The sequence below is a fragment of the Streptococcus oralis genome (genome assembly GCF_023109315.1).
Taxonomy (GTDB): Bacteria; Bacillota; Bacilli; order Lactobacillales; family Streptococcaceae; genus Streptococcus; species Streptococcus oralis_BS.
Window position 1 is genome coordinate 199824 of sequence record NZ_JALDUF010000001.1, and the last position, 25764, is coordinate 225587.

Annotated in this window: 23 protein-coding genes and 4 pseudogenes; 16 read left to right on the top strand and 11 right to left on the bottom strand. The window is 42.1% G+C overall.

From position 1 onward, the window contains the following. The first annotated feature begins 1 nt into the window (after position 1). The 8 genes and pseudogenes from cysE (at position 2) to dtd (ending at position 7917) form a co-directional block, all read left to right on the top strand. Positions 2-619, top strand: a complete 618-nt coding sequence (gene cysE, locus M1F74_RS00875; RefSeq protein WP_247946031.1) for a serine O-acetyltransferase — start codon at positions 2-4, stop codon at positions 617-619. Positions 620-651: 32 nt separating this feature from the next. Further along, positions 652-1905 (top strand): annotated as a pseudogene (cysS, locus tag M1F74_RS00880) (cysteine--tRNA ligase); the annotation flags it as partial. 525 nt (positions 1906-2430) lie between these two features. Next, a pseudogene (locus M1F74_RS00885) lies at positions 2431-2586 on the top strand (CysS/YqeB C-terminal domain-containing protein); the annotation flags it as partial. Then, positions 2579-2965 (top strand): Mini-ribonuclease 3, encoded by a 387-nt coding sequence (locus tag M1F74_RS00890; protein WP_131200840.1) that lies wholly within the window; start codon positions 2579-2581, stop codon positions 2963-2965. The pseudogene M1F74_RS00885 and the gene M1F74_RS00890, both read left to right, overlap by 8 nt. Positions 2966-2968: 3 nt before the next feature. After that, the gene (locus tag M1F74_RS00895) at positions 2969-3838 is read left to right on the top strand and encodes a helix-turn-helix domain-containing protein (RefSeq protein ID WP_247946032.1); all 870 of its coding nucleotides are present in this window, start codon (positions 2969-2971) and stop codon (positions 3836-3838) included. Positions 3839-3951: 113 nt separating this feature from the next. Then, positions 3952-5082, top strand: coding sequence for an ABC transporter ATP-binding protein (locus M1F74_RS00900; RefSeq protein ID WP_000229937.1), 1131 nt, complete (start codon positions 3952-3954; stop codon positions 5080-5082). Between the two features lie 145 nt (positions 5083-5227). Further along, positions 5228-7444, top strand: a complete 2217-nt coding sequence (locus M1F74_RS00905; RefSeq protein ID WP_247946033.1) for a RelA/SpoT family protein — start codon at positions 5228-5230, stop codon at positions 7442-7444. A 29-nt stretch (positions 7445-7473) separates the two neighbouring features. Then, positions 7474-7917, top strand: a complete 444-nt coding sequence (gene dtd / locus M1F74_RS00910; protein WP_247946034.1) for a D-aminoacyl-tRNA deacylase — start codon at positions 7474-7476, stop codon at positions 7915-7917. Between the two features lie 30 nt (positions 7918-7947). Here the strand turns inward: dtd and M1F74_RS00915 are convergent, their stop codons facing one another. The 6 genes from M1F74_RS00915 to M1F74_RS00940 form a co-directional block, all read right to left on the bottom strand. Next, a complete protein-coding gene (locus M1F74_RS00915) occupies positions 7948-8361 on the bottom strand; it encodes a hypothetical protein (RefSeq protein WP_247946035.1) in 414 nt (137 codons plus the stop codon). Between the two features lie 107 nt (positions 8362-8468). After that, positions 8469-9119 carry a metal-dependent transcriptional regulator gene (locus tag M1F74_RS00920; RefSeq protein ID WP_247946036.1) on the bottom strand — a complete coding sequence of 217 codons (651 nt, stop codon included), beginning with the start codon at positions 9117-9119 and terminating at the stop codon, positions 8469-8471. A gap of 83 nt (positions 9120-9202) precedes the next feature. Beyond that, positions 9203-9697 (bottom strand): thiol peroxidase, encoded by a 495-nt coding sequence (gene tpx / locus M1F74_RS00925; protein ID WP_247946037.1) that lies wholly within the window; start codon positions 9695-9697, stop codon positions 9203-9205. Between the two features lie 122 nt (positions 9698-9819). After that, positions 9820-10749 carry a metal ABC transporter substrate-binding protein gene (locus M1F74_RS00930; RefSeq protein ID WP_247946038.1) on the bottom strand — a complete coding sequence of 310 codons (930 nt, stop codon included), beginning with the start codon at positions 10747-10749 and terminating at the stop codon, positions 9820-9822. Positions 10750-10781: 32 nt separating this feature from the next. Further along, positions 10782-11630, bottom strand: coding sequence for a metal ABC transporter permease (locus tag M1F74_RS00935; protein ID WP_000559797.1), 849 nt, complete (start codon positions 11628-11630; stop codon positions 10782-10784). Beyond that, positions 11627-12349, bottom strand: coding sequence for a metal ABC transporter ATP-binding protein (locus tag M1F74_RS00940; RefSeq protein ID WP_247946039.1), 723 nt, complete (start codon positions 12347-12349; stop codon positions 11627-11629). Before M1F74_RS00940 ends, M1F74_RS00935 begins: the two co-directional genes overlap by 4 nt. A 179-nt stretch (positions 12350-12528) precedes the next feature. On the opposite strand from M1F74_RS00940, the gene M1F74_RS00945 reads away from it, so the two are divergent. Next, entirely contained in the window at positions 12529-14421 is a 1893-nt protein-coding gene (locus tag M1F74_RS00945; protein WP_247946040.1) for a M13 family metallopeptidase, read from the top strand. A 38-nt stretch (positions 14422-14459) separates the two neighbouring features. Here the strand turns inward: M1F74_RS00945 and M1F74_RS00950 are convergent, their stop codons facing one another. Together M1F74_RS00950 and M1F74_RS00955 are read right to left on the bottom strand one after the other, a co-directional pair. Beyond that, positions 14460-15089 (bottom strand): MBL fold metallo-hydrolase, encoded by a 630-nt coding sequence (locus M1F74_RS00950; protein ID WP_247946041.1) that lies wholly within the window; start codon positions 15087-15089, stop codon positions 14460-14462. A 63-nt stretch (positions 15090-15152) separates the two neighbouring features. Next, positions 15153-16247, bottom strand: a complete 1095-nt coding sequence (locus M1F74_RS00955; RefSeq protein ID WP_001273840.1) for a DUF2974 domain-containing protein — start codon at positions 16245-16247, stop codon at positions 15153-15155. Between the two features lie 156 nt (positions 16248-16403). Here M1F74_RS00955 and M1F74_RS00960 point away from each other — a divergent pair, with 156 nt between their 5' ends. From M1F74_RS00960 to M1F74_RS00975, 4 genes and pseudogenes are all read left to right on the top strand, one after another. Continuing rightward, the gene (locus M1F74_RS00960) at positions 16404-17081 is read left to right on the top strand and encodes a response regulator transcription factor (RefSeq protein WP_000548985.1); all 678 of its coding nucleotides are present in this window, start codon (positions 16404-16406) and stop codon (positions 17079-17081) included. Next, on the top strand, positions 17074-18048 hold the full coding sequence (locus M1F74_RS00965; RefSeq protein WP_247946042.1) for a HAMP domain-containing histidine kinase: 975 nt from the start codon (positions 17074-17076) through the stop codon (positions 18046-18048). The genes M1F74_RS00960 and M1F74_RS00965 overlap by 8 nt, the downstream gene beginning before the upstream one ends. A gap of 75 nt (positions 18049-18123) precedes the next feature. Next, positions 18124-18402: pseudogene (locus M1F74_RS00970) on the top strand (ABC transporter permease); the annotation flags it as partial. Between the two features lie 143 nt (positions 18403-18545). Next, positions 18546-19595: a DUF389 domain-containing protein gene (locus M1F74_RS00975; RefSeq protein WP_247946043.1), complete on the top strand. Its 1050-nt coding sequence runs from the start codon at positions 18546-18548 to the stop codon at positions 19593-19595. Positions 19596-19748: 153 nt separating this feature from the next. On the opposite strand, the gene thrS is transcribed toward M1F74_RS00975, so the two are convergent. The 3 genes and pseudogenes from thrS to M1F74_RS00990 form a co-directional block, all read right to left on the bottom strand. Continuing rightward, the gene (gene thrS, locus M1F74_RS00980) at positions 19749-21692 is read right to left on the bottom strand and encodes a threonine--tRNA ligase (protein ID WP_247946044.1); all 1944 of its coding nucleotides are present in this window, start codon (positions 21690-21692) and stop codon (positions 19749-19751) included. 10 nt (positions 21693-21702) lie between these two features. After that, positions 21703-22304 (bottom strand): annotated as a pseudogene (locus tag M1F74_RS00985) (AAA family ATPase). A 262-nt stretch (positions 22305-22566) separates the two neighbouring features. Further along, positions 22567-22941 carry a hypothetical protein gene (locus tag M1F74_RS00990; RefSeq protein WP_247946045.1) on the bottom strand — a complete coding sequence of 125 codons (375 nt, stop codon included), beginning with the start codon at positions 22939-22941 and terminating at the stop codon, positions 22567-22569. Positions 22942-23138: 197 nt separating this feature from the next. Between M1F74_RS00990 and M1F74_RS00995 the strand changes: the two genes are divergently transcribed. The 3 genes from M1F74_RS00995 (at position 23139) to M1F74_RS01005 (ending at position 25581) form a co-directional block, all read left to right on the top strand. Continuing rightward, on the top strand, positions 23139-23981 hold the full coding sequence (locus M1F74_RS00995) for a metallophosphoesterase family protein (protein WP_247946046.1): 843 nt from the start codon (positions 23139-23141) through the stop codon (positions 23979-23981). Between the two features lie 72 nt (positions 23982-24053). After that, positions 24054-24491 carry an Rrf2 family transcriptional regulator gene (locus M1F74_RS01000; RefSeq protein ID WP_001167382.1) on the top strand — a complete coding sequence of 146 codons (438 nt, stop codon included), beginning with the start codon at positions 24054-24056 and terminating at the stop codon, positions 24489-24491. Between the two features lie 67 nt (positions 24492-24558). After that, on the top strand, positions 24559-25581 hold the full coding sequence (locus M1F74_RS01005) for a YdcF family protein (protein ID WP_247946047.1): 1023 nt from the start codon (positions 24559-24561) through the stop codon (positions 25579-25581). Positions 25582-25764 lie beyond the last annotated feature (183 nt).

The following is a 25764-nucleotide window of genomic DNA, read 5'->3' on the forward strand; positions in this document are numbered from 1 at the left end:
TATGGGATGGTGGCGCGAAACCATTGATATTGTAAAAGAAAATGATCCAGCGGCACGCAACAGTTTGGAAGTTTTGCTGACTTATCCAGGTGTCAAGGCCTTGGCTGCCCACCGTCTCTCGCATTTTCTCTGGAAGCACGGCTTCAAACTCCTGGCTCGTATGCACAGTCAGTTTTGGCGCTTTTGGACCCAGATTGAGATTCATCCAGGTGCCCAGATTGATTCAGGTGTCTTTATCGACCACGGTTCAGGCTTGGTGATTGGAGAGACAGCGATTGTTGAAAAAGGCGTTCTGCTCTATCATGGAGTGACTCTCGGTGGGACAGGGAAAGACTGTGGCAAACGCCATCCGACTGTGCGTAAAGGAGCTCTCATATCGGCCCATGCCCAAGTTATCGGGCCGGTAGAAATCGGTGAAAATGCCAAAGTCGGTGCAGCAGCAGTAGTCGTGGCAGACGTACCTAGTGATGTAACAGTTGTCGGTATTCCGGCTAAGATCGTCCGAGTTCATGGACAGAAGGATGAGCCTATCATCCACGAGGTCGAAGAAAAACGTGAATACTACGTCAATAAACTTGAGCATGCTAGAGAAGCCAGTCACAGGTCGTCTGGTTTGTAAGCTTATTGTAAGAAACAGAAAGGAGTCAGTGAGTGATTAAAATCTATGACACCATGTCTCGTGATTTGCGAGAATTTGTCCCAATCGAGGACGGCAAGGTTAAGATGTATGTCTGTGGGCCGACAGTTTATAACTATATCCACGTGGGGAATGCCCGTTCAACAGTGGCTTTTGATACGATTCGTCGCTATTTTGAATACCGTGGTTATGAGGTTACCTACACTTCCAACTTTACGGATGTGGATGATAAGATTATCAACCGTGCCAAGGAAGAAGGTATCACGCCTCAGGAAGTAGCAGACAAGTACATTGCTGCCTTTCGTGAGGATGTGAGGGCCTTGGGAGTCAAACCTGCTACTTACCATCCGCGTGTGGTGGATTATATGGCTGACATCATCCGCTTTGTGGAAGATTTGATTGAAAAAGGCTATGCCTACGAAAGTCAAGGAGATGTTTATTTCCGAGTGGAAAAATCTCACAACTACGGCAAATTGGCTAATAAAACACTGGAAGACTTGGAGTTAGGTGCTTCAGGTCGCACTGATGAGGAGACAGCCCGCAAGGAAAATCCTGTAGACTTTGCCCTTTGGAAAGCTGCTAAAGTAGGCGAGATTTCTTGGGATAGCCCGTGGGGACCTGGTCGTCCGGGTTGGCACATCGAGTGTTCGGTTATGTCAACTAAGCTTTTGGGAGATACTATCGATATTCACGGTGGTGGAGCTGACCTAGAGTTTCCGCACCATACCAACGAAATTGCCCAGTCTGAAGCTAAAACGGGCAAGACCTTTGCCAACTACTGGATGCACAATGGTTTTGTCAATATCGACAATGTCAAGATGTCCAAGTCTTTAGGTAACTTCATTACGGTACACGATGCCCTTAAAACTATCGATGGTCAAGTATTGCGTTTCTTCTTTGCGACTCAACACTACCGTAAGCCTATTAATTTTACAGAAAAAGCAGTGCGCGATGCCGAGACCAATCTCAAGTATCTAAAGAACACCTATGAACAACCATTTACTAGAACTGTAGATACTCAAGAGTTACAGGCTTTTAAAGATAAGTTTGTAGCTGCTATGGATGAGGATTTTAACGCTTCCAACGGGATTACAGTAGTATTTGAAATAGCCAAATGGATTAACTCAGGTAACTATGATGCTACAGTCAAGCAAACTCTTGCGGCTATGCTAGAAGTTTTTGGGGTTGTATTTTTAGAGGAAGTTTTGGAATATGGTGCTGTTGAAGAGGTTATTAATCGTCTTGAATTCGATAAAAATAATGACGATAAAAGAGCTGTTGAGAAAAAAAAGAGAGCTTTATTGAGAAGGAATCTAGTACTTCATGAGAAGGGATACAGTCCATTTTTGAATTTTAATAGTAAAAAATATCATGAAATTTCCTTTGTTATTAATCACATTGAGAATGCAAGTCGCTCTATAGATAGCATTTTATTAAATGAACCAAAAAGAGTACACGGACAGAAGATAGCAGATTTCTTATTCAAGTACTTGCAGAAAGAACTAAATTTTTGGAATTGGGAATCTAACAATCAAACAAAAACAGATATTCAAGGAAATTATCTCCAAAATAGAATCTTTATTGAGGTACTTAATACAAAGAATCCGAGATTGGATTCTAGAGTTGTAAATTCTCTTGTAAATATTACTAGTGAAATGTCAGATGATATTGATCCAGTAATTGTATTACTTTTATTTGGTACTAATATTTCCTCATCACTCCTAAAATCATTGAACAATATTACAATTATAGGAGCAGAACTAGGTGTAACAGTAATACCTAAACTAATTAATTTATTAGATTTTGAAATCGAAGCCTTGATCCAAAAACGTCAAGAAGCGCGTGCGAATCGTGACTTTGCGACAGCAGACCAAATCCGTGACCAATTGGCTGCTCAAGGAATTAAGCTCCTTGACACCAAGGATGGAGTGAGGTGGACTCGTGATTGATGTCAATCTCATTAACGGGATTGCGCTAGCTTTTGAGGGAGATGCGGTTTATTCCATGTATATCCGTCGCCACCTCATTCTCAAAGGCATGACCAAGCCCAACAAGCTCCACCAAGAGGCGACTAAGTATGTGTCAGCCAAGGCTCAGGCTCGCTTGATTTCCCTCATGTTGGAAGAGCAAGTCCTGACGGAAAAAGAAGAAGAAATCTACAAACGTGGCCGCAATACCAATAGTCACACAAAGGCTAAAAATGCAGATGTCGTGACTTACCGTATGTCCACGGGATTTGAGGCGGTCATGGGCTATCTCCATCTGACTGAAAATGTGGAGCGTCTAGAGACCATAATTGCTTGGTGCATCCAAAAAGTGGAGGGCTAGGATATGATTGCAAAGGAATTACAAGACTGGTTCCCTGAAGCTCAGATTTCAGATCAGCCGATTGAGAAACCAGGCTATCTCACTCTCCCTTTAGATTCTCAGCAGTGGATTTTACTGGAGGAAGCTGGGCTCAGCGAGCGTGAAAAGCAGTTGGTTGCTCTTTTGACCCAGCAGGAGCAGGCTCGTTCGCTCAATCCTTGGTATCCCTATCTAATTGAGGGGAAGGGGCAGGCACCGCAAACATTTAAAAAAATTCAGCTGGTTTATTGCCATCTTTCCTATTTCCAACAGGAAAATCTATCCTCTTGGCTAGACATGATGCGGACTCTTTTTCCCAACTGCCTGACAGTGCTACAGGTCGGTTCTCAGGATTATGTATTTGTGCTTCAACAAGATAAGTACAGCTCTGTTCGCTCAATCTTATCTGATACGATTGAGGCAGTAGAGTATGACTTTGGTCTTCGTCTGTCGATCATGTTAGGTCAGGTTTGGTCTCAGACTGGGTATCAGGCTCTGTCAGACCTGATCAAAGCGGAGCGAGATTTGTTTAAGACATGGTGGCGCCAGGGTCACCAAGGTGTACACACCTTTTCACAACTCTATCTTTGGAGTATGGGAGAAAGACTAGTGGACTTGAAGGTAATCAAGGAATGCCTGCACCAGATAATCTTGGATCAGGACCAGATTCAGGAAATTATCCTTTCTCTCTGGGAAAACAGTGCTGTTCTAACTAAAGCAGCCCAGCAACTCTATCTGCACCGAAATTCTCTCCAATACAAGATTGACAAATGGGAAGAATTGACGGGACTTCAGTTGAAGGAGTTGACGGATCTCACCCTTTGTTATCAGTTGATTTTACCAGATATTCTCTAAAGTTTTGTGCAAGTTGCACAGAACTTTTTTGTTTTTTTGGTCACCTTGCCATAGAAAAGTAAAGCGTTTTCATCTATAATAAAACTATCAAAAGACAAAAGGAGTTCACCTCGATGGTAGAATTAAATCTTAAAAACATTTACAAAAAATATCCAAACAGCGAACACTACTCAGTTGAAGACTTCAACTTGGACATCAAAGACAAAGAATTTATCGTTTTCGTAGGTCCTTCAGGATGTGGTAAATCAACGACTCTTCGTATGATTGCTGGTCTTGAAGACATCACAGAAGGTACTGCATCTATCGATGGCGTGGTTGTCAACGACGTAGCTCCAAAAGACCGTGACATCGCCATGGTATTCCAAAACTACGCTCTTTACCCACACATGACTGTATATGACAACATGGCTTTCGGTTTGAAATTGCGTAAATACAGCAAGGAAGACATCGACAAACGTGTACAAGAAGCAGCAGCAATCCTTGGTTTGAAAGAATTCTTGGATCGTAAACCTGCTGACCTCTCAGGTGGTCAACGTCAACGTGTTGCCATGGGTCGTGCCATCGTCCGTGATGCAAAAGTGTTCTTGATGGACGAACCTTTGTCAAACTTGGATGCCAAACTTCGTGTATCTATGCGTGCTGAAATTGCGAAGATTCACCGTCGTATCGGAGCTACAACTATCTACGTAACCCACGACCAAACAGAAGCGATGACTCTTGCAGACCGTATCGTTATCATGTCAGCAACTAAGAACCCAGCTGGTACAGGTACTATCGGACGTGTAGAACAAATCGGTACACCTCAAGAAGTTTACAAAAACCCAGTTAATAAATTCGTAGCAGGATTTATCGGAAGCCCAGCTATGAACTTCATCAATGTGAAATTAGAAGGCAATGAAATTGTTTCTGACGGTTTCCGCTTGAAAGTGCCAGAAGGTGCTTTGAAAGTTCTTCGTGAAAAAGGCTACGAAGGAAAAGAATTGATCTTCGGTATTCGTCCAGAAGACGTGAATGCAGAACCTGCTTTCCTTGAAACATTCCCAGAATCAGTTGTCAAAGCTACTATCTCTGTATCAGAATTGCTTGGTTCAGAATCTCATCTTTACTGTCAAGTTGGTAAAGACGAATTTGTTGCTAAAGTGGATGCTCGTGACTACTTGCAAACAGGTGCGACAGTTGAACTTGGATTTGACTTGAACAAAGCACACTTCTTCGACGTAGAAACTGAAAAAACAGTTTACTAAGATAAATAAAATAACAAAGCACTGCAGAGTCTCTCTTGCAGTGTTTTTTCTTTTAATTGCTTAGGTTAGGCATAAAAACAGAGCTTTTCTAGTTTTCATATCCTTAAAAAAGTGATAAAATGGTAGGAAGAATTGGAGAGTATAGATGCCGAAAGAAGTGAATTTGACGGGCGATCAGGTAGTCGCTTTAACGAAAGAATATTTAACAAAGGAAGACGTTGCTTTTGTACAAAAAGCATTGATTTACGCAGTTGATTGTCATAGTGGGCAGTTTCGGAAATCAGGTGAGCCCTATATTATCCATCCCATTCAGGTTGCAGGCATTCTAGCTAAGCTCAAGCTGGATGCCGTAACCGTTGCCTGTGGTTTTTTGCATGACGTAGTTGAAGACACAGATGCGACACTGGATGATTTGGAGAGAGAGTTCGGTCATGATGTTCGGATTATCGTTGATGGGGTGACCAAACTTGGTAAGGTTGAGTACAAATCACTCGAGGAACAATTGGCTGAAAATCATCGCAAGATGCTTATGGCCATGTCTGAGGATATCCGTGTTATCTTGGTTAAATTATCGGACCGTTTGCACAATATGCGGACTCTTAAACACCTGCGAAAGGACAAGCAAGAACGGATTTCAAGAGAAACTATGGAAATCTATGCTCCACTTGCTCATCGCCTGGGGATTTCCAGCGTCAAGTGGGAGTTAGAAGACTTGTCCTTCCGCTATCTCAATCCAACTGAGTTTTACAAGATCACTCACATGATGAAGGAAAAACGCAGAGAGCGAGAGGCTTTGGTCGATGAAGTCGTGACAAAGTTAGAGGAGTACACTTCCGAACGCAATCTAAAAGGGAAAATCTATGGCCGTCCCAAGCATATCTACTCTATCTATCGAAAGATGCAGGATAAGAAGAAACGCTTTGAGGAAATTTATGACCTGATTGCCATTCGCTGTATCTTAGATACCCAGAGTGATGTTTACGCTATGCTGGGTTATGTGCATGAACTTTGGAAACCCATGCCAGGCCGCTTCAAAGACTATATCGCTAACCGTAAGGCCAATGGTTACCAGTCTATCCATACGACCGTTTATGGGCCAAAAGGACCGATTGAATTTCAGATTCGGACTAAGGAAATGCACGAGGTGGCTGAGTACGGGGTAGCAGCTCACTGGGCTTATAAGAAAGGCATTAAAGGGCAGGTCAACAGCAAGGAATCTGCTATTGGGATGAACTGGATCAAGGAGATGATGGAGCTCCAAGACCAGGCTGATGATGCCAAGGAATTTGTGGATTCTGTAAAGGAAAACTACCTGGCTGAGGAGATATACGTCTTTACCCCAGATGGGGCTGTACGTTCCCTTCCAAAAGATTCAGGACCGATTGACTTTGCCTATGAAATCCATACCAAAGTCGGTGAAAAAGCGACAGGTGCCAAGGTCAATGGCCGTATGGTTCCACTGACAACCAAGCTCAAGACAGGGGATCAGGTTGAAATTATCACCAACCCCAACTCCTTTGGTCCGAGTCGTGACTGGCTCAACATGGTCAAGACCAGCAAGGCACGCAACAAGATTCGTCAGTTCTTTAAAAATCAAGACAAGGAATTATCCGTTAACAAGGGCCGTGAGATGTTGATGGCCCAGTTCCAAGAAAACGGCTATGTAGCCAATAAGTTTATGGACAAGCGTCATATGGACGAGGTCCTTCAAAAGACCAGCTACAAGACAGAGGAAGCTCTCTATGCAGCCATTGGTTTTGGAGAAATTGGCGCTATTACCGTCTTTAACCGTTTGACCGAAAAGGAACGCCGCGAGGAAGAACGTGCCAAGGCCAAGGCGGAGGCAGAAGAGCTTGTCAAAGGTGGCGAAGTTAAGGTCGAGAACAAAGAAACCCTCAAGGTAAAGCATGAGGGTGGTGTGGTCATTGAAGGTGCTTCAGGTCTCCTAGTTCGGATTGCCAAGTGTTGTAATCCAGTGCCGGGTGACGACATTGTCGGCTACATTACCAAGGGACGCGGTGTAGCTATTCACCGTGTGGACTGTATGAATCTCCGTGCCCAAGAAAACTACGAGCAACGTCTCCTTGATGTGGAGTGGGAAGATCAATTCTCAAGCAAGGAATATACTGCCCACATCGATATCTATGGTCTCAACCGTACAGGGCTTTTGAACGATGTTTTACAAGTTCTCTCAAACACGACTAAGAATATCTCAACTGTTAATGCTCAACCAACTAAGGATATGAAATTTGCTAATATCCATGTCTCATTTGGTATTTCCAACCTCTCTACACTGACCACGGTCGTGGATAAGATTAAGAGTGTGCCAGAGGTTTACTCCGTCAAACGGACCAACGGCTAACTATCCTAGCTCTTACTAGAAAGGCTATTATGAAAATCATTATCCAACGGGTTAAAAAAGCTCAAGTGAGTATCGAAGGTCGGGTTCATGGGAAAATCAATCAGGGACTCTTATTGCTGGTTGGTGTTGGACCAGAGGACCAAGAAGAAGATTTGGACTATGCTGTGAGAAAGCTCGTCAACATGCGGATTTTTTCTGATGCAGAAGGCAAGATGAACCTGTCTGTCAAGGATATTGAAGGGGAAATCCTTTCTATTTCTCAGTTTACCCTCTTTGCGGATACCAAGAAAGGCAATCGTCCAGCCTTTACAGGTGCAGCCAAGCCGGATATGGCAACTGCCTTCTATGACACTTTCAACCAAAAGCTAGCTCAGGAAGTCCCTGTTCAGACTGGTATTTTTGGAGCGGATATGCAGGTGGAGCTGGTAAATGATGGGCCAGTTACCATCATTCTTGATACTAAAAATAGATAAGAAAACCAAGCCAGCTGGCTTGGTTTTTGTTTATAGACACTCCCAGAAAGAGATGTGTTTGTTGTAAAAGTCTGAATAGTTTTCTCTTAGGTGGGCAGCCGTCATATAATATAAAGTAGAATGACAACCAGTGACGATTGGCATAAGAGAGGAAAATCGCTGAGAACTAGTGAAGGCTAAAAGGATAAATAATAGAAAGTCAATGGTGAGAACCCCTAAATAGTAGAAGCGAATCTTTTTATTGATTTGAGGATAAATCTCAGCGAGATGATGTTTGAGTCGGTTGACCAAGCGAAATAGCAGTAGTCCCTGAGCAAGGATGAAAATAAAACCAGAGAGCAGGAGCCAGCCTAAAGCTGTCTCTTGTCTTATGATAAAAAAAGCTAATAGTAGCAAATCGCTGACTGCAATGGCTGCAAAATGGATTCTAAAGAGCTTTTTCATTGGAAGACCTCCCTCTTTTATCTAGCTTCATTCTACACCAAACGAATGGGACTTACAAGCAAAATAATAAAAAATCCCTGAAAGGAACTTTTTTCAGGGATAAGGGCTTAGTTGATTTTTTCGACATAGAGTTGTTTGGCGATATCGATGCTAACTTGGAGATCTTCGTCTTTGTTGACTAGAGTAAAGCTATTGGAAAAATTATCAAACTGCTTGACTTGGACTTGGTCACCGATATGAATTTCATGCTTTTCTAAGTATTTGAGCAGATTAAAGCTATCGTGAACCCGAGTCAGGAGATAGGTTCCAGCTTCTTTGGTATCTGCTAAAGGTAGGTTGTTGATTTCAACCAAGAGCTCTCCTTTGGCTGGGATGGTTCCTCCGTGGGGGCAGGTTTTAGGGAAGCCAAGCAGTTTATCCAGTCTCTCTACGAAGAGATCGGATACAGTGTGTTCTAGGACTTCAGCTTCTTCGTGGATCTGGTCACTGGTATAGTCGAGATGGTGAACTAGAAAGACCTCAATCAACCGGTGTTTGCGATAGAGCTCGGAGACTAGTTTGAGCCCAATATCTGTCAATAGATAGCCATTCTCCTTATCCTTGAGGATGAGATTTTCACTTTTCATGCGTTTGATCATCTCTGTTACGGCAGGTGGAGAGACTTGCATACGGGCAGCAATTTCTTTATTGGTAATTTTCTGCACCTCCGTACCGATTTCATAAATACATTTTAGGTAGTCTTCTTTATTTGGCGTCATTCGTTTCCTCTTGTCTTTTCTCTCCATCTAGTATACCAAAAAAAGCTAGATTTCTCTAGCTTTCTGCCATAATGCTTGTGATTTTAGTCTAGTTCTTTAACCGCAGCAATGGCAGCTTCAAAGTTTGGCTCCGTGTTGATATTGTCAACGTATTCTACATAACGGATGATATTGTCAGCATCGAGAACAAAGACGGCACGTGCAAGGAGATGCCATTCGTTGATTAAGAGGGCATAATCACGCCCGAAAGAATGGTCAAAGTAGTCTGAAAGCATGATGGCATTGTCAAGGCCTTCAGCCCCACACCAGCGTCCTTGGGCAAATGGTAGGTCCATAGAAACGGTAAGAACGACGGTATTATCAAGGTTGGCTAGTTCTTGGTTGAATCGACGTGTTTGCGTTGAGCAGATACCAGTATCGATAGAAGGGACAACACTCAAGACTTTTTTCTTTCCATCAAAGTCAGCTAGCGTTTTTTTAGAGAGATCGGTTGTTGTAAGAGAAAAGTCAAGTGCCTTGTCTCCGACTTGCAGTTGTTTACCTGTAAAGGTTACAGGATTTCCGAGAAAAGTGGTCATGAAACTACTCCATTCTTTTTTCTTCCATTTTACCGAGAATTGTCAGATTTTTCCAATGATTTGACTGGAAATTAAGGGACAAAAAAACGCCCATTCACGTGAGAACGACGTTTTTTAATGGATTACTTAGACAAACCTTCAGCAATCTTGTCAAGGTTGTATTTCATCATGCTGTAGTAGCTGTCGCCTTCTTTCCCTTCTTCAGCGATTGAGTCAGTAAAGATTTGTGCGTAGATTGGGATATTTGTGTCTTGTGAAACAGTCTTCATTGGACGGTCATCGACACTTGATTCAACAAAGAGTGATGGAACTTTTGTTTGGCGAAGTTTTTCAACCAAGGTCTTGATTTGTTCCGGTGTTCCTTCTTCTTCTGTGTTGATTTCCCAGATGTAGGCACTTGGGACTCCGTAAGCTTTAGAGAAGTATTTGAAGCATCCTTCGCTGGTTACGATGAGTTTCTTCTCAGCAGGGATATTGTTAAATTTCTCTTTGGCTTCTTTGTCCAGTTTGTCTAGTTTTTCAGTATAGTCTTTGAGATTTTTTTCGTAGAATTCCTTGTTGCTAGGGTCTTTGGCAATGAGCTGTTTAGCGATATTTTTAGCATAAATCATCCCATTTTCAAGGTTGAGCCAAGCGTGTGGGTCTTCTTTGCCTTTCTCGTTTTGGCCTTCAAGGTAGATAACATCAACGCCTTCGCTAACTGCAAAGTAGTCTTTGTTTTCAGTTTTCTTGGCATTTTCTACTAATTTGGTAAACCAAGCATTGCCACCTGTTTCAAGGTTGATACCGTTATAGAAAATCAAATCAGCTTGAGAAGTTTTCTTAACGTCTTCAGGAAGTGGTTCGTATTCGTGTGGGTCTTGACCAACAGGAACGATACTGTGAAGATCAATCTTGTCACCAGCGATATTCTTGGTAATATCAGCGATGATTGAGTTTGTAGTAACAACTTTTAGTTTTTGACCAGAAGCTGCATCTTTTTTTCCGCTAGTACATGCGACAAGAGCAATAACAGAAAGAAAGAGAACAAGCAATGTACCTAATTTTTTCATTAGATTCCTCCAATTTATTGGGACTTTGCCCCTTATTTTAACAAATGTTTATTTTTTAGTTTCAAATATCGTTGTTTTGGAGCGATAAAGAAGCTAATGAGAAAGAAACTAGCAGCTGTGAGCACGATGCTCGATCCTGCTGCAAGATTTAAGCTATAGCCGATAAAGAGTCCCACAACAGAAGCAAGGGCTCCGAGACTTGATGAAAGGAAAATCATGCTCTTTAGGCTATTAGCATAGAGATAAGCCGTCGCAGCTGGGGTGATCAGCATGGCTACGATAAGAATAGTTCCAACACTTTGCATGGCGGTGACGGACACAAGAGTCAAGAGCACCATGAGCAGATAGTGGTAGAAATTGACGGGCATTCCCATGGCTTTAGCCAGAAGCTCGTCAAAGGATGTAATCAATAGTTGTTTAAAGAAAATCCCGATAATCAAGAGAATCAATGCCCCCATACCAATGGTAATCCACATGTCTGTATCTTGGACAGCGAGGATATTCCCAAAAAGGATATGGAAGAGGTCTGTCGAACTCTTGGCAACACTAATCAAGATGACACCTAAGGCTAAGAAAGATGAAAAGGTAATACCAATGGCAGTGTCACTCTTGATGATAGAGTTTCCCTTGATGTAGGTAATGATGATGGAAGCCATCAAACCAAAGATGATCGCTCCAATAAAGAAATCAATTCCCAGAATAAAGGAAAGGGCTACGCCAGGCAAAACTGCGTGAGAGATGGCATCTCCCATGAGAGACATTCCACGCAGGATGATAAAACATCCCACAGCTCCAGCAACGACTCCGATGACAATAGCTGTGATCAAGGCGTTTTGTAGGAAATGGAAATTTTGTAATCCATTGATAAATTCTGCTATCATAGGTCACCTCCATTGAAAAAGAGTTTGCTACCATAAGCCTTTTTGAGATTGGCCTCGGTAAAGGTTTCTTCGGTCGGACCAAGGTCTATTAATTCTCGATTGAGAAGTAAAACTTGGTCGAAATAATGGGGGACTTTGCTGAGGTCATGATGGACGATGAGAACTGTTTTACCAGATTTTTTTAGGTCTCTCAGCGTATTCATGATAATCTCTTCACTGATCGAGTCAATCCCGACAAAAGGCTCATCTAGAAAGATGTAGTCAGCTTCCTGCACTAAGCAACGGGCAATCAAAACACGTTGGAATTGTCCTCCTGAGAGCTGGCTGATTTGGCGATCAGCATAGTCTGAGAGCCCAACGATTTCAAGTGCTTCTGCCACTTTTTTCCAGTGGCTGGCCTTTAAAGTGTGGAAGAGCGGGATGGATGGATAGAGTCCCAGAGAGACACATTCCTTGACCTTGATAGGGAAATTGTAGTCAATATGGATTTTTTGCTCGACATAGGCAACTCGATTTAAAGATTTCTTGACTTCTTTGTCGTCGAGAAAGGCCTGACCTTCATGTGGGATAATTCCCAACATACCTTTTAATAAAGTTGATTTTCCAGCACCGTTTGGACCAATAATTCCGGTAATAGTTGGTCCGTGGAGCACTAGTGAGATATCCTTTAGTGCCAGCGTTTCTTTGTAGGAGACGCTGAGGTGTTCAATACGTATCATAACAAATTCCTCCCTCCCGTATTTAATATACATTAAAAAAAAAATTAAGTCAAGTTAATTTTTAAAAAATTTAATAAAATAACAATAAAATGAAAGATACAAGAAATTTATTTTTGATTGCATTCCCTAGATTTTTTTGCTAAGCTAGGAATAAGTGAAAATATGAAAGCGAGAACAAGATGACACGTTATCAAGACGATTTTTATGATGCAATCAATGGCGAATGGGAAAAAACAGCTGTCATTCCGGCTGACAAATCTCGAACAGGTGGTTTTATTGACCTTGATGAGGAAATTGAAGAGTTGATGCTGGCGACTACGGACAAGTGGTTGGCAGGTGAGGATGTTCCAGAGGATGCTATCCTCGCAAACTTTGTTAAGTACCATAGTATGGTCAGAGATTTTGATAAACGAGAAGCAGATGGAATCAAACCAGTCCTTCCTTTGCTTAAGGAATACCAGGATTTGGAGAGTTTTGCAGATTTTACTAGCAAATTAGCAGAATTTGAACTAGCTGGTAAACCAAACTTCCTTCCATTTGGAGTATCACCAGACTTTATGGATGCCAGAACCAATGTTCTCTGGGCTAGTGCACCAGGAACAATATTGCCAGATACAACCTACTATGCTGAAGACCATCCTCAACGTGAGGAGCTCTTGACGCTTTGGAAGGAAAGTAGCGCAAATCTTCTCAAAGCCTATGATTTTTCAGATGAGGAAATCGAAGACTTACTAGGGAAGAGATTAGAATTGGACAGTCGTATTGCAGCTGTGGTGCTTTCTAACGAAGAAGGTTCAGAGTATGCCAAACTCTACCATCCATACGCTTATGAAGATTTCAAAAAGTTTGCCCCTGCCCTACCTTTGGATGATTTCTTCCAAACAGTTCTTGGACAAACTCCAGACAAGGTTATCGTAGATGAGGAACGTTTCTGGCAAGCAGCAGAGCAATTCTATAGTGAAGAAGCATGGCCTTTCCTTAAGGCGACTTTGATTTTGGGCGTAGTCAATCTTTCAACCAGCTATCTAACTGACGAGATTCGTGTTTTGTCAGGTGCCTACGGACGTGCCCTTTCAGGTGTGCCAGAAGCACAGGACAAGATCAAGGCAGCTTATCACTTGGCCCAAGGTCCTTTCAAGCAAGCCCTTGGTCTCTGGTATGCGCATGAAAAATTCTCTCCAGAAGCTAAGGCAGACGTAGAGAAAAAAGTAGCGACTATGATCGATGTTTATAAGGAACGTTTGGCTAAGAACGACTGGCTCACACCTGAAACGCGAGACAAGGCCATTGTCAAACTCAATGTCATCAAGCCTTATATCGGTTATCCAGAGGAATTGCCAGAACGCTACAAGGACAAGGTAGTGGACGAAACTGCCAGTCTCTTTGAGAATGCCCTAGCCTTTGGGCGTGTGGAAATCAAGCACAGTTGGAGCAAGTGGAACCAACCGGTTGACTACAAGGAGTGGGGCATGCCGGCTCATATGGTCAACGCCTACTACAATCCTCAGAAGAACTTGATTGTCTTCCCAGCAGCCATTCTACAGGCTCCGTTCTATGACTTGCATCAGTCGTCTTCTGCCAACTACGGTGGTATTGGTGCTGTTATTGCTCACGAGATTTCTCACGCCTTTGACACAAATGGTGCGTCCTTTGATGAAAATGGTAGTCTCAAGGATTGGTGGACAGAAAGCGACTATGCTGCCTTTAAAGAAAAAACGCAGAAAGTTATCGACCAGTTTGATGGGCAAGAATCTTACGGAGCAACGATTAATGGAAAACTAACTGTATCAGAAAACGTTGCCGACCTAGGAGGGATTGCTGCAGCCCTTGAAGCTGCCAAGAGAGAACCAGACTTCTCAGCTGAAGAATTCTTCCACAACTTTGCTCGTATCTGGCGTATGAAAGGCCGTCCTGAGTTGATGAAACTCATGGCCAGTGTTGACGTGCACGCGCCTGCCAAACTCCGTGTCAATGTTCAAGTACCAAACTTCGATGACTTCTTTACAACTTACGATGTCAAAGAAGGCGATGGTATGTGGCGTTCACCAGAGGACCGTGTGATTATTTGGTAAGACAAAAACCAAGGAAAATTTCCTTGGTTTTTTGCTTGTTAGAAAAAGGGATTAAAGGTTTTTTCGTGAGCGATAGTCGTAGCTGGACCATGACCAGGGTAGACATCGTAGTTAGGGAGGGTGAAGAGTTGCGTCTGAATGCTATGGAGGAGTTGTTCCGTGCTACCTGTAGGAAGGTCTGTCCGTCCGATGGTTTCGCGGAAAAGAGCATCTCCGGTCAAGACTAGATGGACATCAGGAAAGACGATAGAAACACCGCCAATAGAGTGTCCTGGGGTCGGTAGAACGGTAAAACGGAATTCCTCAAGCTGGTATTCTTCATGAAAGACAAAGGTGTGTTCTGCTGGTTTTGCGACCACGTCTGCCATATCATCATGACGAGGGAGACCAGAGAGATTATCTACAGGTGTATAAAGCCAGCTAGCTTCACTCTCTGCTACATAAACTGGGGGATTTCCAAAAGTATCACGAACCAAGTCCAGACTCATAATATGGTCGTAGTGGGTGTGGGTCAGGAGAATCGCGCAGACTGGTTTGTTGATTTTTTCGATAGTCTTGCGAATAGCTTCCCAATGGCTACCTGGGTCCACCACAATCAGGTGTTGGTCCCCTTCCAGATAATAAGTGTTTTCATAGGCAATGGGATTCACGGTTTTATGGATTTTCATACTGGCTCCAATCTCAAAGAATGCACTAAACTAAGTATAGCATAGAAGAGGATACTTAGGGTATCAGAAAGTCTTTTTCGTACCTTGACGATTTTTCCAAGCTTGGTAGCGGGTGTCAATCAAGAGTTGGGTTAAGCGCCCCATGGTTTCTCTTTCTTCGGGAGTAAGGGATTGAGCTTGTACAAAGAGTTGATGAATGTGTTCAATGACATTGAAGGAAGAAAGATCGTTGATAGAGGAGATGCCCGCATCGAGAATGATTCCAAAAAAGAGATCAAAGTAGAGTTGCAGTTCTTCGTCAGGAACTGTTTCAACCCATTCCTTGAAGGTTGTATCGACTTGCTGGCTGTCACTATTGGTCTCGTCCAGTTGGACAAAGTGTTTGTTTTCAACCTGCCAACTAAAGGTGTCGTGCTGGGCAAGGCCACCTAAGGCGGTGCTTCGAACGACGATTTTTTTATCCGGAATTTCCAGCATCATCCCGATAATAGAACCTTGTGGGATAAATACTTTCGTTCTTTCCATCATATTTTGATAGCCTGGTGTTTCGGTTAGTTCCTTGTGAAGTCCAGGGGCATCAAAAGTATAGACAGCGATAATGTTTTTCTGCAAGTTTGGATTAAGTTGACTGGCAGCATAGACAGCTAAATTGCCCCCTTTTGAGTGTCCTGCTAGGATAACCTTTTGGTTAGGATGTTGGGCAAAAAAGTCCTGTAAATACTGAAGAGCATGTTTTTGAGCTGGGATTTCCTTCATATAGGTCATATGGAAATCTTCTTTCCAGCCAATGATGCTGTCATCCGTCCCGCGAAAAACAAGCAAATAGGTATCGAGACTGATACGATAAGTCATAGCTGCGAACTGTTTTTGCAATTCAGGATCGATATCGTTGATAAAGTCTGAGAGCTTGCAATTTTTAAAGCGTTTGTGCTGAGCGAGTTGATCCAACAACTGGAGACGGTTTTTATTGGTCAGCATCGTCGTTTCTCTAGGAATTTGAGGTGCTAGATCTATGATGCGCTTTGGTTCTTGGGTAACTACATCATCAAAAGCAAGGTAGGTTAATTCAGTAAGGGCAAGAACATCTAACTCATTCACGGGGAGGTCATAAAAGGAATCGTATGCTACATCATTGAGGTAGTCAAAAATATTGGCCATAAAAGCTCCTTTCTCTATGTTTATCCTATCACATTTACCAAGAATTAGCTAGTGGGCTTACTAGATTTTGCTATACTGCTAGCGAGCTGGTTTAAATACAGGTTTGCGTTTTATCCATGGGGAAAATCTGTTATAATAAGAGCGAAGGAGGAGCGCATGCACAAGATTTTACTAGTAGAAGATGACCAAGTTATTCGGCAACAAGTGGGGAAACTGCTCTCAGAATGGGGGTTTGAGGTCGTTTTGGTAGAGGATTTTATGGAAGTATTGAGCCTTTTTGTTCAGTCAGAACCTCATTTGGTCCTCATGGATATTGGCCTGCCACTCTTTAATGGTTACCACTGGTGCCAGGAGATTCGCAAGATTTCTCAGGTACCTATCATGTTTCTGTCTTCGAGAGATCAGGCGATGGATATCGTTATGGCGATCAATATGGGTGCGGATGATTTTATAACCAAACCTTTTGACCAGCAGGTGCTCCTTGCCAAGGTTCAGGGATTGTTGCGCCGTTCCTATGAGTTTGGACGGGATGAAAGTCTGCTAGAGTATGCGGGTGTGATCCTCAATACCAAGTCTATGGACCTGCACTATCAGGGGGAAGTCCTGAGTTTGACCAAGAATGAATTTCAAATTTTGCGGGTCTTGTTTGAACATGCGGGTAATATCGTGGCGCGTGATGACCTGATGCGGGAACTCTGGAATAGCGACTTTTTCATCGATGACAATACCTTGTCTGTCAACGTTGCTCGCTTGCGCAAAAAGTTGGAGGAGCAAGGCTTGGCAGGATTTATCGAAACCAAGAAGGGAATAGGGTACGGACTGAAACATGCTTGATTGGAAACTATTTTTTCTGGCCTATCTGCGTTCTCGCAGTCGTCTTTTTGTCTATATTTTTTCATTGGGTTTTCTTGTTTTTCTCTTTCAGTTTTTATTCGCTAGTATAGGATTTTATTTCTTCTATTTTTTCCTCCTCAGTAGCTTTTTAACCCTTTTATTTTTGGTTTGGGATATTTTTGCAGAAGCTCAGGTTTACCGGCAGGAAGTGCTCTATGCTGAAAGAGACCCAAAGTCTCCTTTGGAATGTGTGCTAGCGGAAAAACTCGAAGAGCGTGAGTCTGAATTGTATCAAAAGAAGTCAGAAGCCCAAAGTAAACTGACGGATTTGCTTGACTACTACACCTTGTGGGTTCATCAGATCAAGACCCCCATTGCGGCTAGTCGACTTTTAGTGGCAGAAGTTTCTGATCGGGAGGTCAAGCAGCAACTGGAACAGGAAATCTTTAAGATTGACTCCTATACCAATCTGGTGTTGCAGTATCTTCGTTTGGAAAGCTTCCACGATGACTTGGTATTTGAAAAGGTTCAAGTGGATGACTTAGTTAAGGAAGTGGTTCGTAAGTATGCTCTTTTCTTTATCCAAAAGGGACTGACGGTCAATCTACATGACCTTGACAAAATCATCGTGACCGATAAGAAGTGGCTGTTGGTCGTCATTGAACAAATCCTCTCAAACAGCCTCAAATACACCAAGCAAGGTGGTTTGGAGATCTATATGGAAGGCCAGGAGCTCTGTATCAAGGATACGGGAATCGGGATTAAAAACAGTGATGTGCTCCGAGTCTTTGAACGTGGCTTTTCAGGATACAATGGCCGTTTGACCCAACAGTCCTCTGGACTTGGCCTCTACCTATCTAAGAAAATTTCTGAAGAACTGGGTCACCAGATTCGTATCGAGTCTGAGGTCGGAAAAGGAACGACAGTGCGGATTCAGTTTGCTCAAGTGAACCTAGTCCTTGAGTGAGAAGAGTAGATAAGAGCCCAGGATAAAACAACTGGGCTTTTCTATCTTTAACCGTGTAGCCTAGTAAATTATTTTATCTATTATAAACAAATCTCTGAGGGATATGAAGACCACGAACGAAAAGGTAGGTCTAGATCAAAAGCAGATTAAGCAAACCATTAACAAGCAAATCTTGACAGTTTTCTTCCTTCCTGTAATTTTTGCATTTCTCCATTGGCCTTTGCTTATCATATGCTTAGTTTAGTTCTCAAGGTCATTGAAGTAGTCGATGATACCATGAGGTTGACGATAACTTTCTCTATCTGTTCAATTGATAGATTTCTTTGGAGAAAGACTGTAAAATTTTTGATATAATGCTAAGGATGGACTGACGGATATTTAAAGGATAATTTTCAAAAGAATAACAGGTGAGAATTAAAAATATGTAAGATTGGACAGAAGTTTCTCTACCATCATCCATGCAGAAACAAGATTATATGAAATAAAAGGAGTAACCAATGACCGGAAACTATTCAACACGTGAATACCGTGAGAAATTATATGATGATCTTCATGTTCGATTAAGAGATACAGTGATTTTGATGTGTGCGATTTTTATTGCCTCTATCGGCCTAAATATGAATTCAACAGCTGTCATTATTGGAGCCATGCTGATTTCCCCTCTTATGACATCGATTGTTGGACTTGGATTTGGTTTAGCTATTTTTGATACGCGTTTAATCAAGCAATCTCTAGAGGTTTTATTTACTCAAGTATTGGTTAGCTTGCTTGTCTCGGCTCTGTATTTCTGGATTTCTCCCTTATCTTATGAAAGTAGCGAATTGATTGCACGAACCTCTCCAACCATTTGGGATGTTCTCATTGCTATTGCTGGTGGGATAGCAGGCGTAATTGGTTCAAGGAAAAAAGAAGCAAACAATATCGTGCCAGGAGTAGCCATTGCAACAGCTCTGATGCCACCTATCTGTACTGCAGGCTATGGTTTAGCTAATGGAAATGTACGATTTTTATTTGGAGCTCTCTATCTTTTCTTGATCAACTGTGTCTTTATCATGCTAACCAACATTGTTGGAACAAGAATTTTGATGAGGAAATCTCCCTTAAGTTCATTTAAAGAGCTAAATATTAAAATGAGAATTGGCTTGACATCTTTGATTGTATTATTGGTTCTTCCAGCCAGCTATTCAGCAGTCACTCTGACGATAGATCAAGCGCGAAAAGAAGGAATCAAACAGTTTGTAGGAAAAGAGTTCGCCAATCATACGGTCATTAATCAAGTCTACAAGTCAAGGAACAATGAATTGGTCTTGACGGTTGTTGGAGATCCGATTTCAGAAGAAGAATTAGAAACGCTCCATCAAAAACAAGCCTCTTACGGTATTCAATCTGTTCAATTAAAAGTCAATCAAGTTCATAATTCGACAAAATTAGACAGTGATACGACCAAGGAATTTTATGAAACCATTAACAAGTATATCGATCAAAAACTCTCTGAAAAGGATTCACAAAAAGAGCTCGTAAAAGAAAATGAAGCAGATAAGGATTGAGGATATTGACCTTATCTAACTCATGAAAGCAAATCTTGTGTTGTGGTTTGACCAATCACTACTAGCTCAGATTAAATAAAATATAAAAAGCAACAGCTGAAATAGTTGTTGCTTTTTCTGGCTCTGAAAAATGTTTCTCAGACTGTGATTGTTTTATTTCTCAACGCGTGATTTGTGGGCGATATCAGCTAGGATAGCTTGAACAAAGTCATCAACTGAGACAGTTTGTGTTTCTTTTTGGCCATAGCGACGAACGTTGACTGTTCCGTCTTCCATTTCCTTGTCCCCAACGATCAATTGGTAAGGAATCTTGCTTGTTTGTGAAGCACGGATCTTGAACTGCATTTTTTCATTGCGCTCATCTACATCTGCACGGACACCACGGTCACGGAGTTTCTTGGCTACTTCCCAAGCGTAGTCCACATGTTTTTCGTTAGATACTGGGATAAGGGTCACTTGATGTGGTGCAAGCCATGTTGGGAAGGCACCCTTGTAGTTCTCAATTAAGATAGCTGTGAAGCGTTCCATGGTTGAGATAACCCCACGGTGAATCATTACTGGACGGTGTTCTTCCCCATCCGCTCCGATGTAGTGAAGGTCAAAACGTTCTGGAAGCAAGAAGTCCAACTGGATGGTAGAAAGAGTTTCTTCCTTACCGAGAGCTGTTTTCACTTGGATATCCAATTTTGGTCCATAAAAGGCTGCTTCACCTTCAGCTTCGTAGTATTCAACACCCATGTCATCAACAGCTGCTTTCAACATGCGTTGTGCATTTTCCCACATCTCATCGTTGTCAAAGTATTTGTGTTTATCTTCTGGGTCACGATAGGACAAGCGGAAACGGTAATCTGTCAAATTAAAGTCTTCATACACGTCGATAATCAATTGAAGAATTTTCTTGAATTCTTCCTCAATTTGTTCTGGAGCTACAAAAGTATGGCCATCATTTAGGGACATTTCACGTACACGTTGAAGGCCTGTAAGGGCGCCAGATTTTTCATATCGGTGCATCATGCCAATCTCAGCGATACGGATTGGTAATTCACGGTATGAGTGTACATGGTGTTTATAAACTTCGATATGGTGAGGACAGTTCATTGGGCGGAGGACAAACTCTTCACCGTCTCCCATGTCCATAGTTGGGAACATATCTTCACGGTAGTGATCCCAGTGACCAGAAGTTTTATAGAGTTCCACTGAGGCAATTGGTGGAGTGTAAACATGTTGGTAGCCTGCAGCGATTTCCTTGTCAACAATGTAGCGTTCCAATTCACGACGGATAGTTGCTCCGTTTGGTAACCAGAATGGTAAACCTTGTCCGACTTCTTGTGAAATCATGAAGAGGTCAAGCTCTTTACCGAGTTTACGGTGGTCACGTTCCTTGGCTTCTTCACGCATTTGAAGGTAGTTCTTTAAGTCTTTCTTGTCAAACCAAGCTGTACCGTAGATTCGTTGCATCATCGCGTTGTCGCTATTTCCACGCCAGTAGGCACCAGCTACGTTGAGCAGGTGGAAGATTTGGATACGACCTGTTGATGGGACGTGAGGACCACGGCAGAGGTCCACGTATTCGCCCTGACGGTAGATAGTCAAACCGCCTTCGTCTTCTGAGTGTTCTTCAATCAATTCCAATTTGTAAGGGTCGTTCTTGAAGATTTCACGGGCCTCGTCTTTGGTAACTTCTTCACGGATTGATGGGAAGTTTTCTTTAACGATTTTTTTCATTTCTTCTTCGATACGAGGCAGGTCCTCGTTAGAGATTTGACCAGCAGTATTGTCGGTATCGTAGTAGAAGCCATCTTCGATAGCTGGACCGACACCCAAATGAATGTCTGGGAAGAGGCGACGAGCTGCTTGGGCAAACAAGTGAGCAGCTGAGTGGCGCAAGATTGGCAGAGCATCTTCGTGATCAGGCGTCACGATTTCGATGCTTCCATCATCAGTGATAGCACGAGTAGTGTCGATGAGTTTGCCGTTGAATTTACCAGCCAAGGCTTTTTTTGCTAGGGAATTGCTGATAGATTGGGCAATTTCAAAAGTAGTAACGCCAGATTCGAATTCACGAACAGCGCCATCTGGGAAAGTAATCTTAATCATGGTTTTCTCCTTAAATATTTATTCTATTTTTGTTGGACAATTTTAAGAGCCGAGCAACTTCTTCCGCAGTCTGATTTTCTGGTTGACTACCATCTGTTACGAGACTAGGATAGCCTAATTTCATCGCTTCCTTACGAACCATTTGAGCAAAAAGAATATCTCGTTGCATCCAGTTTTCAAAAGCTTGCTCAGGGTTGGTTGTACCCTCTAAGACATAAGGAACCCATTCTCTCTGTGTATAATGCTTTTTTTGAAAATCGGCTGTTGGAGTCAAGCATAGATAGGAAGACGTTGGACATTCAAGCTCCTTTACCAAGTGAGGCAAAAGTCCAGCTCTCTCCACCAAGAGAGGTCTGTTTTGATTTTTTATTAAGTGAGATTTTACATAAGGAAAAATCTCACTTAATAAAAGCGCCATTCTTCATCTGCCATCTCTTCTGGATTTCTATCCTGCCTAAGAAGGCAAATCGGCTGTGAGTCTGCACTTGCTTGACTCATCATCTCTTCTATCAAATCATCCAGTTTGATATGAAGTAGTTGATATTGTCTAGCAAGAAGTGAGGCAATTGTTGACTTTCCACTGCAAGGTGATCCGCCAATCATATAAAGCATCGTTCTTCTTCCTTCTGATAAAACAAAAAGCGACATCCTTAAAAGGACGTCGCAACGTGGTTCCACCTTCATTTATGTTCCTCAAAAAAGAGGGACACCTCAGATTGGCTTTAACGTAGCCACCGTTTTATGTTTGCATAAAAGTCAGTAGAGTAGTATCAGTTTAGGCTTTCTATGCGTTTCCAGCAACCACGCACTCTCTAGTAGAAAGGGACTAAGTGACTTGTCTCTATGCATTATTATAGCATGATTGCGAGATTTTTCAAGGATTTTGTGAAAGTTTTTTATTTTTTCCTCGCTGTAGCATGTATTTAATACCCGAACCTGAAGCCATACCAAGTAGGGCAAAGAGTTCATAAGCTAGGAAATAAACGAGAATGAATTCATTAAAAGTGATGATGGTAAAGCAATAGAGCAATCCGACACCAAGCAGCCACCACAGTGAGAATTGGAAACGGTAGCTATAAAGAAGGGACACGATGAAGGTTGCCAAAGGTGAAAAGAGGAGAATGTTGTAAATGTACAGTCCCTTCAGTGTATATGGGTCAGTGATGAGTAGTGAGAATAGCTCATAGAGGAGCCAGTAAAAGAAGAAAATGACAAGGTAGTATGGGAGATACTTAAGATAGTTACGCATGGCAATAGTCCTCCAATCTACAAAAATTGAGAGAGGTTGAATACCACATAATCTTAAATGAAGGGGAACTCTCTACTTATATTATAGCACGTCTCGGAAGCCTTTACAAGTTAATCCAGTGAGTAGTGATAGTGCTCTTTTTGAGTGTTTTCTGCTATAATACTAACAAAAGAAGTAAGAGGAAAAGAGGAGAAAGGATGACGAAAATAGCAGTTCTTTCAGACATACATGGGAATACGACAGCCTTGGAAGCTGTACTGGCTGATGCTAAAAAGGCAAAGGTAGATGAGTACTGGCTTTTGGGGGATATTCTTATGCCGGGAACGGGACGTAGAAGGATATTGAATCTTTTAGCGGCTTTGCCTATCACTGTAAGAGTTCTTGGTAATTGGGAGAATAGTCTCTGGCGAGGTTTGCATCGTAAGCTAGATTTGACAAAAGCTAGTCATCGCTACCTCCTACGTCAATGCCAGTATATATTAGAAGAAATCAGCCCTGAAGAAATCGAAGACCTCCACAATCAACCCATGCAAGTTCATCGTCAGTTTGGTGATTTGATGGTGGGAATCACTCACCATCTCCCTGATAAAAACTGGGGTAGGGAGTTGATTCATACGGGAAAACAAGAAGATTTTGATAGATTAGTGACGGAACCGCATGCCTCCATCGCAGTATATGGTCATATCCACCAACAGTTGCTTCGTTATGGAAGTGATGGACAGTTGATTCTTAATCCAGGGTCCATTGGACAACCCTTCTTTTTAGATGCGGGATTACGTAAGGACCTACGGGCCCAGTATATGATTTTAGAGTTTGATGAAGCAGGTTTGTCTGATGTTGATTTTCATCGAGTGGATTATGATGTAGAAGCTGAATTGCAGTTGGCTAAAGATTTAAAGCTTCCCTATTTCCAGATCTACTATGAAAGTTTGGTAAATGGGATTCACCACACTCATAACCAGGAACTTCTGTATGAGATTGCCCAAGAACAGGGGCATGATATTGAGTTGGATGCATGGTTAGATAGTAGTAATGATTGACATGACATCAAAAAGGGGTATAATGAGTATGAGAAGAGAGATGATGAGAATCTCAGGTGAAAGGGGAACAAAATGCAAATTTCAAGTCGATTTACCATTGCGACCCATATGCTAATTATCATTGCTATCAAGGGCCGGGAAAGCAAGGTGACCAGTGATTTTCTCGCAGCTAGCGTTGGAGTTAATCCAGTCATTATCCGTAAGACTTTGTCGCAACTCAAAAAAGCTGGATTGATTTCAGTTGCTCGTGGGACGGGTGGTACCGAAATTATCAAAGACCTCCAAGATATTAGCCTTTTTGATGTTTATCAGGCAGTCGAATGTTTAGGAAAATCTGGTAAGCTCTTTAGTTTCCATGACAATCCCAATCCTAACTGTCCAGTAGGGGCTAATATTCATAAGGTCTTGGATCAGAAATTGCTGGATATCCAAGTAGCTATGGAAAATCAACTTCGTCAGATGAGTCTGGCTCAGGTTGTGGCAGATGCAGAAGCAAGAATTGTAAAATAAGAGGGCTAGGCTCCTCTTTTTCTATTGCCACAATTATGGTACAATGTAGTCATCAAAGGAGGAGACTATGTACTTTATCACAGGATTTTTTGTCCTACTTTTTCTCGTTTCGTTTTTAAGGGACAATCGCAGTCTCTGGAATCCAGCTCTCTTACTTTTGTCTCTGCTCTTTTCTTATATGTCCATTGCCAATCTTTTTTATGAGGCTGGGCAAGAAGAATTGCACATGGTTTTCTTTGCAGGGTTTTTTCTCCTGCTGCCTCTTTTAGTTTTTCTAAGTGGCTTTTTCCTTATTTATAACGGATTTGTGTTATTGAAGAAAGAGGGGAAATCCAAGGCGAATTATTTGTCTCTAGGATTAGGTTGTGTGATTCTATTCTTTTTTGTGATCATGGCGATTCGAGTGAGCGATACCAAGGGCCTGTTTTACACCAATCATCTAGTGAATATTATCTTTTTCTTTTTGATTTATTCGTATTTGATTTTTGGTTTTGCCTTTGCAGGATTTCTGCTTTATTCTATCCTGTATCTTTTTATTCCTAAGAAAAAATATTATGATTTTATTATCATTCACGGAGCAGGTTTGTTGAATGGAGAAAAAGTGACTCCCTTACTGAAGAGTCGCATTGATAAGGCAGTAGAAGCTTATCACCAGTCTTTCAATCCCAATGTTAAAATCATCGCAAGTGGTGGTCGAGGTGGGGATGAGAAGATTTCCGAAGCTCAGGCAATTTGTAATTATTTGTTGGAAGAGACAGATGTTCCGAGAGAAGCGATTCTCCTAGAGGAAAACTCAACGACGACCTATGAGAATCTTCTCTTCTCAAAAGAAATGGGAGAGAAGCTGGTGGCCAGTCCACGTTTTCTCTTTGTGACCAATGATTACCATGTTTTTCGTACCAGTACCTATGCTCGCCGTATTGGGATGAAGGGAGATGGCCTTGGTTGCCGTACAGCCGCCTACTATATCCCATCGGCCTTTATTAGAGAATACATTGCTCTATGTGTGAAGATGAGATGGCTTTTTATCGCATTCTATATTTTATTAATTTTAGCTCTGATTTTCTCTTATAGAGGTGTTCTATGGTAATATGTAAAATTCATATTGTAATTCTTGTTAGAATGTCTAAAAAATCTTGTAGTAACCCTAAGGGGAAAATTGTCACTAGTAATGAAAGAGCAGGGTAAGTGATTGTGAGTGCGGTTTTTGGAACGGCTTCATGATTGCTCGTCAATCAATTGAACAATTTCTAACCTGGTTGCAGATTTTCAG

Excerpts from the sequence above, each read along its gene's own strand:
- cysE (WP_247946031.1), top strand. The coding sequence starts at position 2 with ATGGGATGGTGGCGCGAAACCATTGATATTGTAAAAGAAAATGATCCA.
- M1F74_RS00895 (WP_247946032.1), top strand. The coding sequence starts at position 2,969 with ATGATTGCAAAGGAATTACAAGACTGGTTCCCTGAAGCTCAGATTTCA.
- M1F74_RS00900 (WP_000229937.1), top strand. The coding sequence starts at position 3,952 with ATGGTAGAATTAAATCTTAAAAACATTTACAAAAAATATCCAAACAGC.
- M1F74_RS00905 (WP_247946033.1), top strand. The coding sequence starts at position 5,228 with ATGCCGAAAGAAGTGAATTTGACGGGCGATCAGGTAGTCGCTTTAACG.
- dtd (WP_247946034.1), top strand. The coding sequence starts at position 7,474 with ATGAAAATCATTATCCAACGGGTTAAAAAAGCTCAAGTGAGTATCGAA.
- M1F74_RS00915 (WP_247946035.1), bottom strand. The coding sequence starts at position 8,361 with ATGAAAAAGCTCTTTAGAATCCATTTTGCAGCCATTGCAGTCAGCGAT.
- M1F74_RS00920 (WP_247946036.1), bottom strand. The coding sequence starts at position 9,119 with ATGACGCCAAATAAAGAAGACTACCTAAAATGTATTTATGAAATCGGT.
- tpx (WP_247946037.1), bottom strand. The coding sequence starts at position 9,697 with ATGACCACTTTTCTCGGAAATCCTGTAACCTTTACAGGTAAACAACTG.
- M1F74_RS00930 (WP_247946038.1), bottom strand. The coding sequence starts at position 10,749 with ATGAAAAAATTAGGTACATTGCTTGTTCTCTTTCTTTCTGTTATTGCT.
- M1F74_RS00935 (WP_000559797.1), bottom strand. The coding sequence starts at position 11,630 with ATGATAGCAGAATTTATCAATGGATTACAAAATTTCCATTTCCTACAA.
- M1F74_RS00940 (WP_247946039.1), bottom strand. The coding sequence starts at position 12,349 with ATGATACGTATTGAACACCTCAGCGTCTCCTACAAAGAAACGCTGGCA.
- M1F74_RS00945 (WP_247946040.1), top strand. The coding sequence starts at position 12,529 with ATGACACGTTATCAAGACGATTTTTATGATGCAATCAATGGCGAATGG.
- M1F74_RS00950 (WP_247946041.1), bottom strand. The coding sequence starts at position 15,089 with ATGAAAATCCATAAAACCGTGAATCCCATTGCCTATGAAAACACTTAT.
- M1F74_RS00955 (WP_001273840.1), bottom strand. The coding sequence starts at position 16,247 with ATGGCCAATATTTTTGACTACCTCAATGATGTAGCATACGATTCCTTT.
- M1F74_RS00960 (WP_000548985.1), top strand. The coding sequence starts at position 16,404 with ATGCACAAGATTTTACTAGTAGAAGATGACCAAGTTATTCGGCAACAA.
- M1F74_RS00965 (WP_247946042.1), top strand. The coding sequence starts at position 17,074 with ATGCTTGATTGGAAACTATTTTTTCTGGCCTATCTGCGTTCTCGCAGT.
- M1F74_RS00975 (WP_247946043.1), top strand. The coding sequence starts at position 18,546 with ATGACCGGAAACTATTCAACACGTGAATACCGTGAGAAATTATATGAT.
- thrS (WP_247946044.1), bottom strand. The coding sequence starts at position 21,692 with ATGATTAAGATTACTTTCCCAGATGGCGCTGTTCGTGAATTCGAATCT.
- M1F74_RS00990 (WP_247946045.1), bottom strand. The coding sequence starts at position 22,941 with ATGCGTAACTATCTTAAGTATCTCCCATACTACCTTGTCATTTTCTTC.
- M1F74_RS00995 (WP_247946046.1), top strand. The coding sequence starts at position 23,139 with ATGACGAAAATAGCAGTTCTTTCAGACATACATGGGAATACGACAGCC.
- M1F74_RS01000 (WP_001167382.1), top strand. The coding sequence starts at position 24,054 with ATGCAAATTTCAAGTCGATTTACCATTGCGACCCATATGCTAATTATC.
- M1F74_RS01005 (WP_247946047.1), top strand. The coding sequence starts at position 24,559 with ATGTACTTTATCACAGGATTTTTTGTCCTACTTTTTCTCGTTTCGTTT.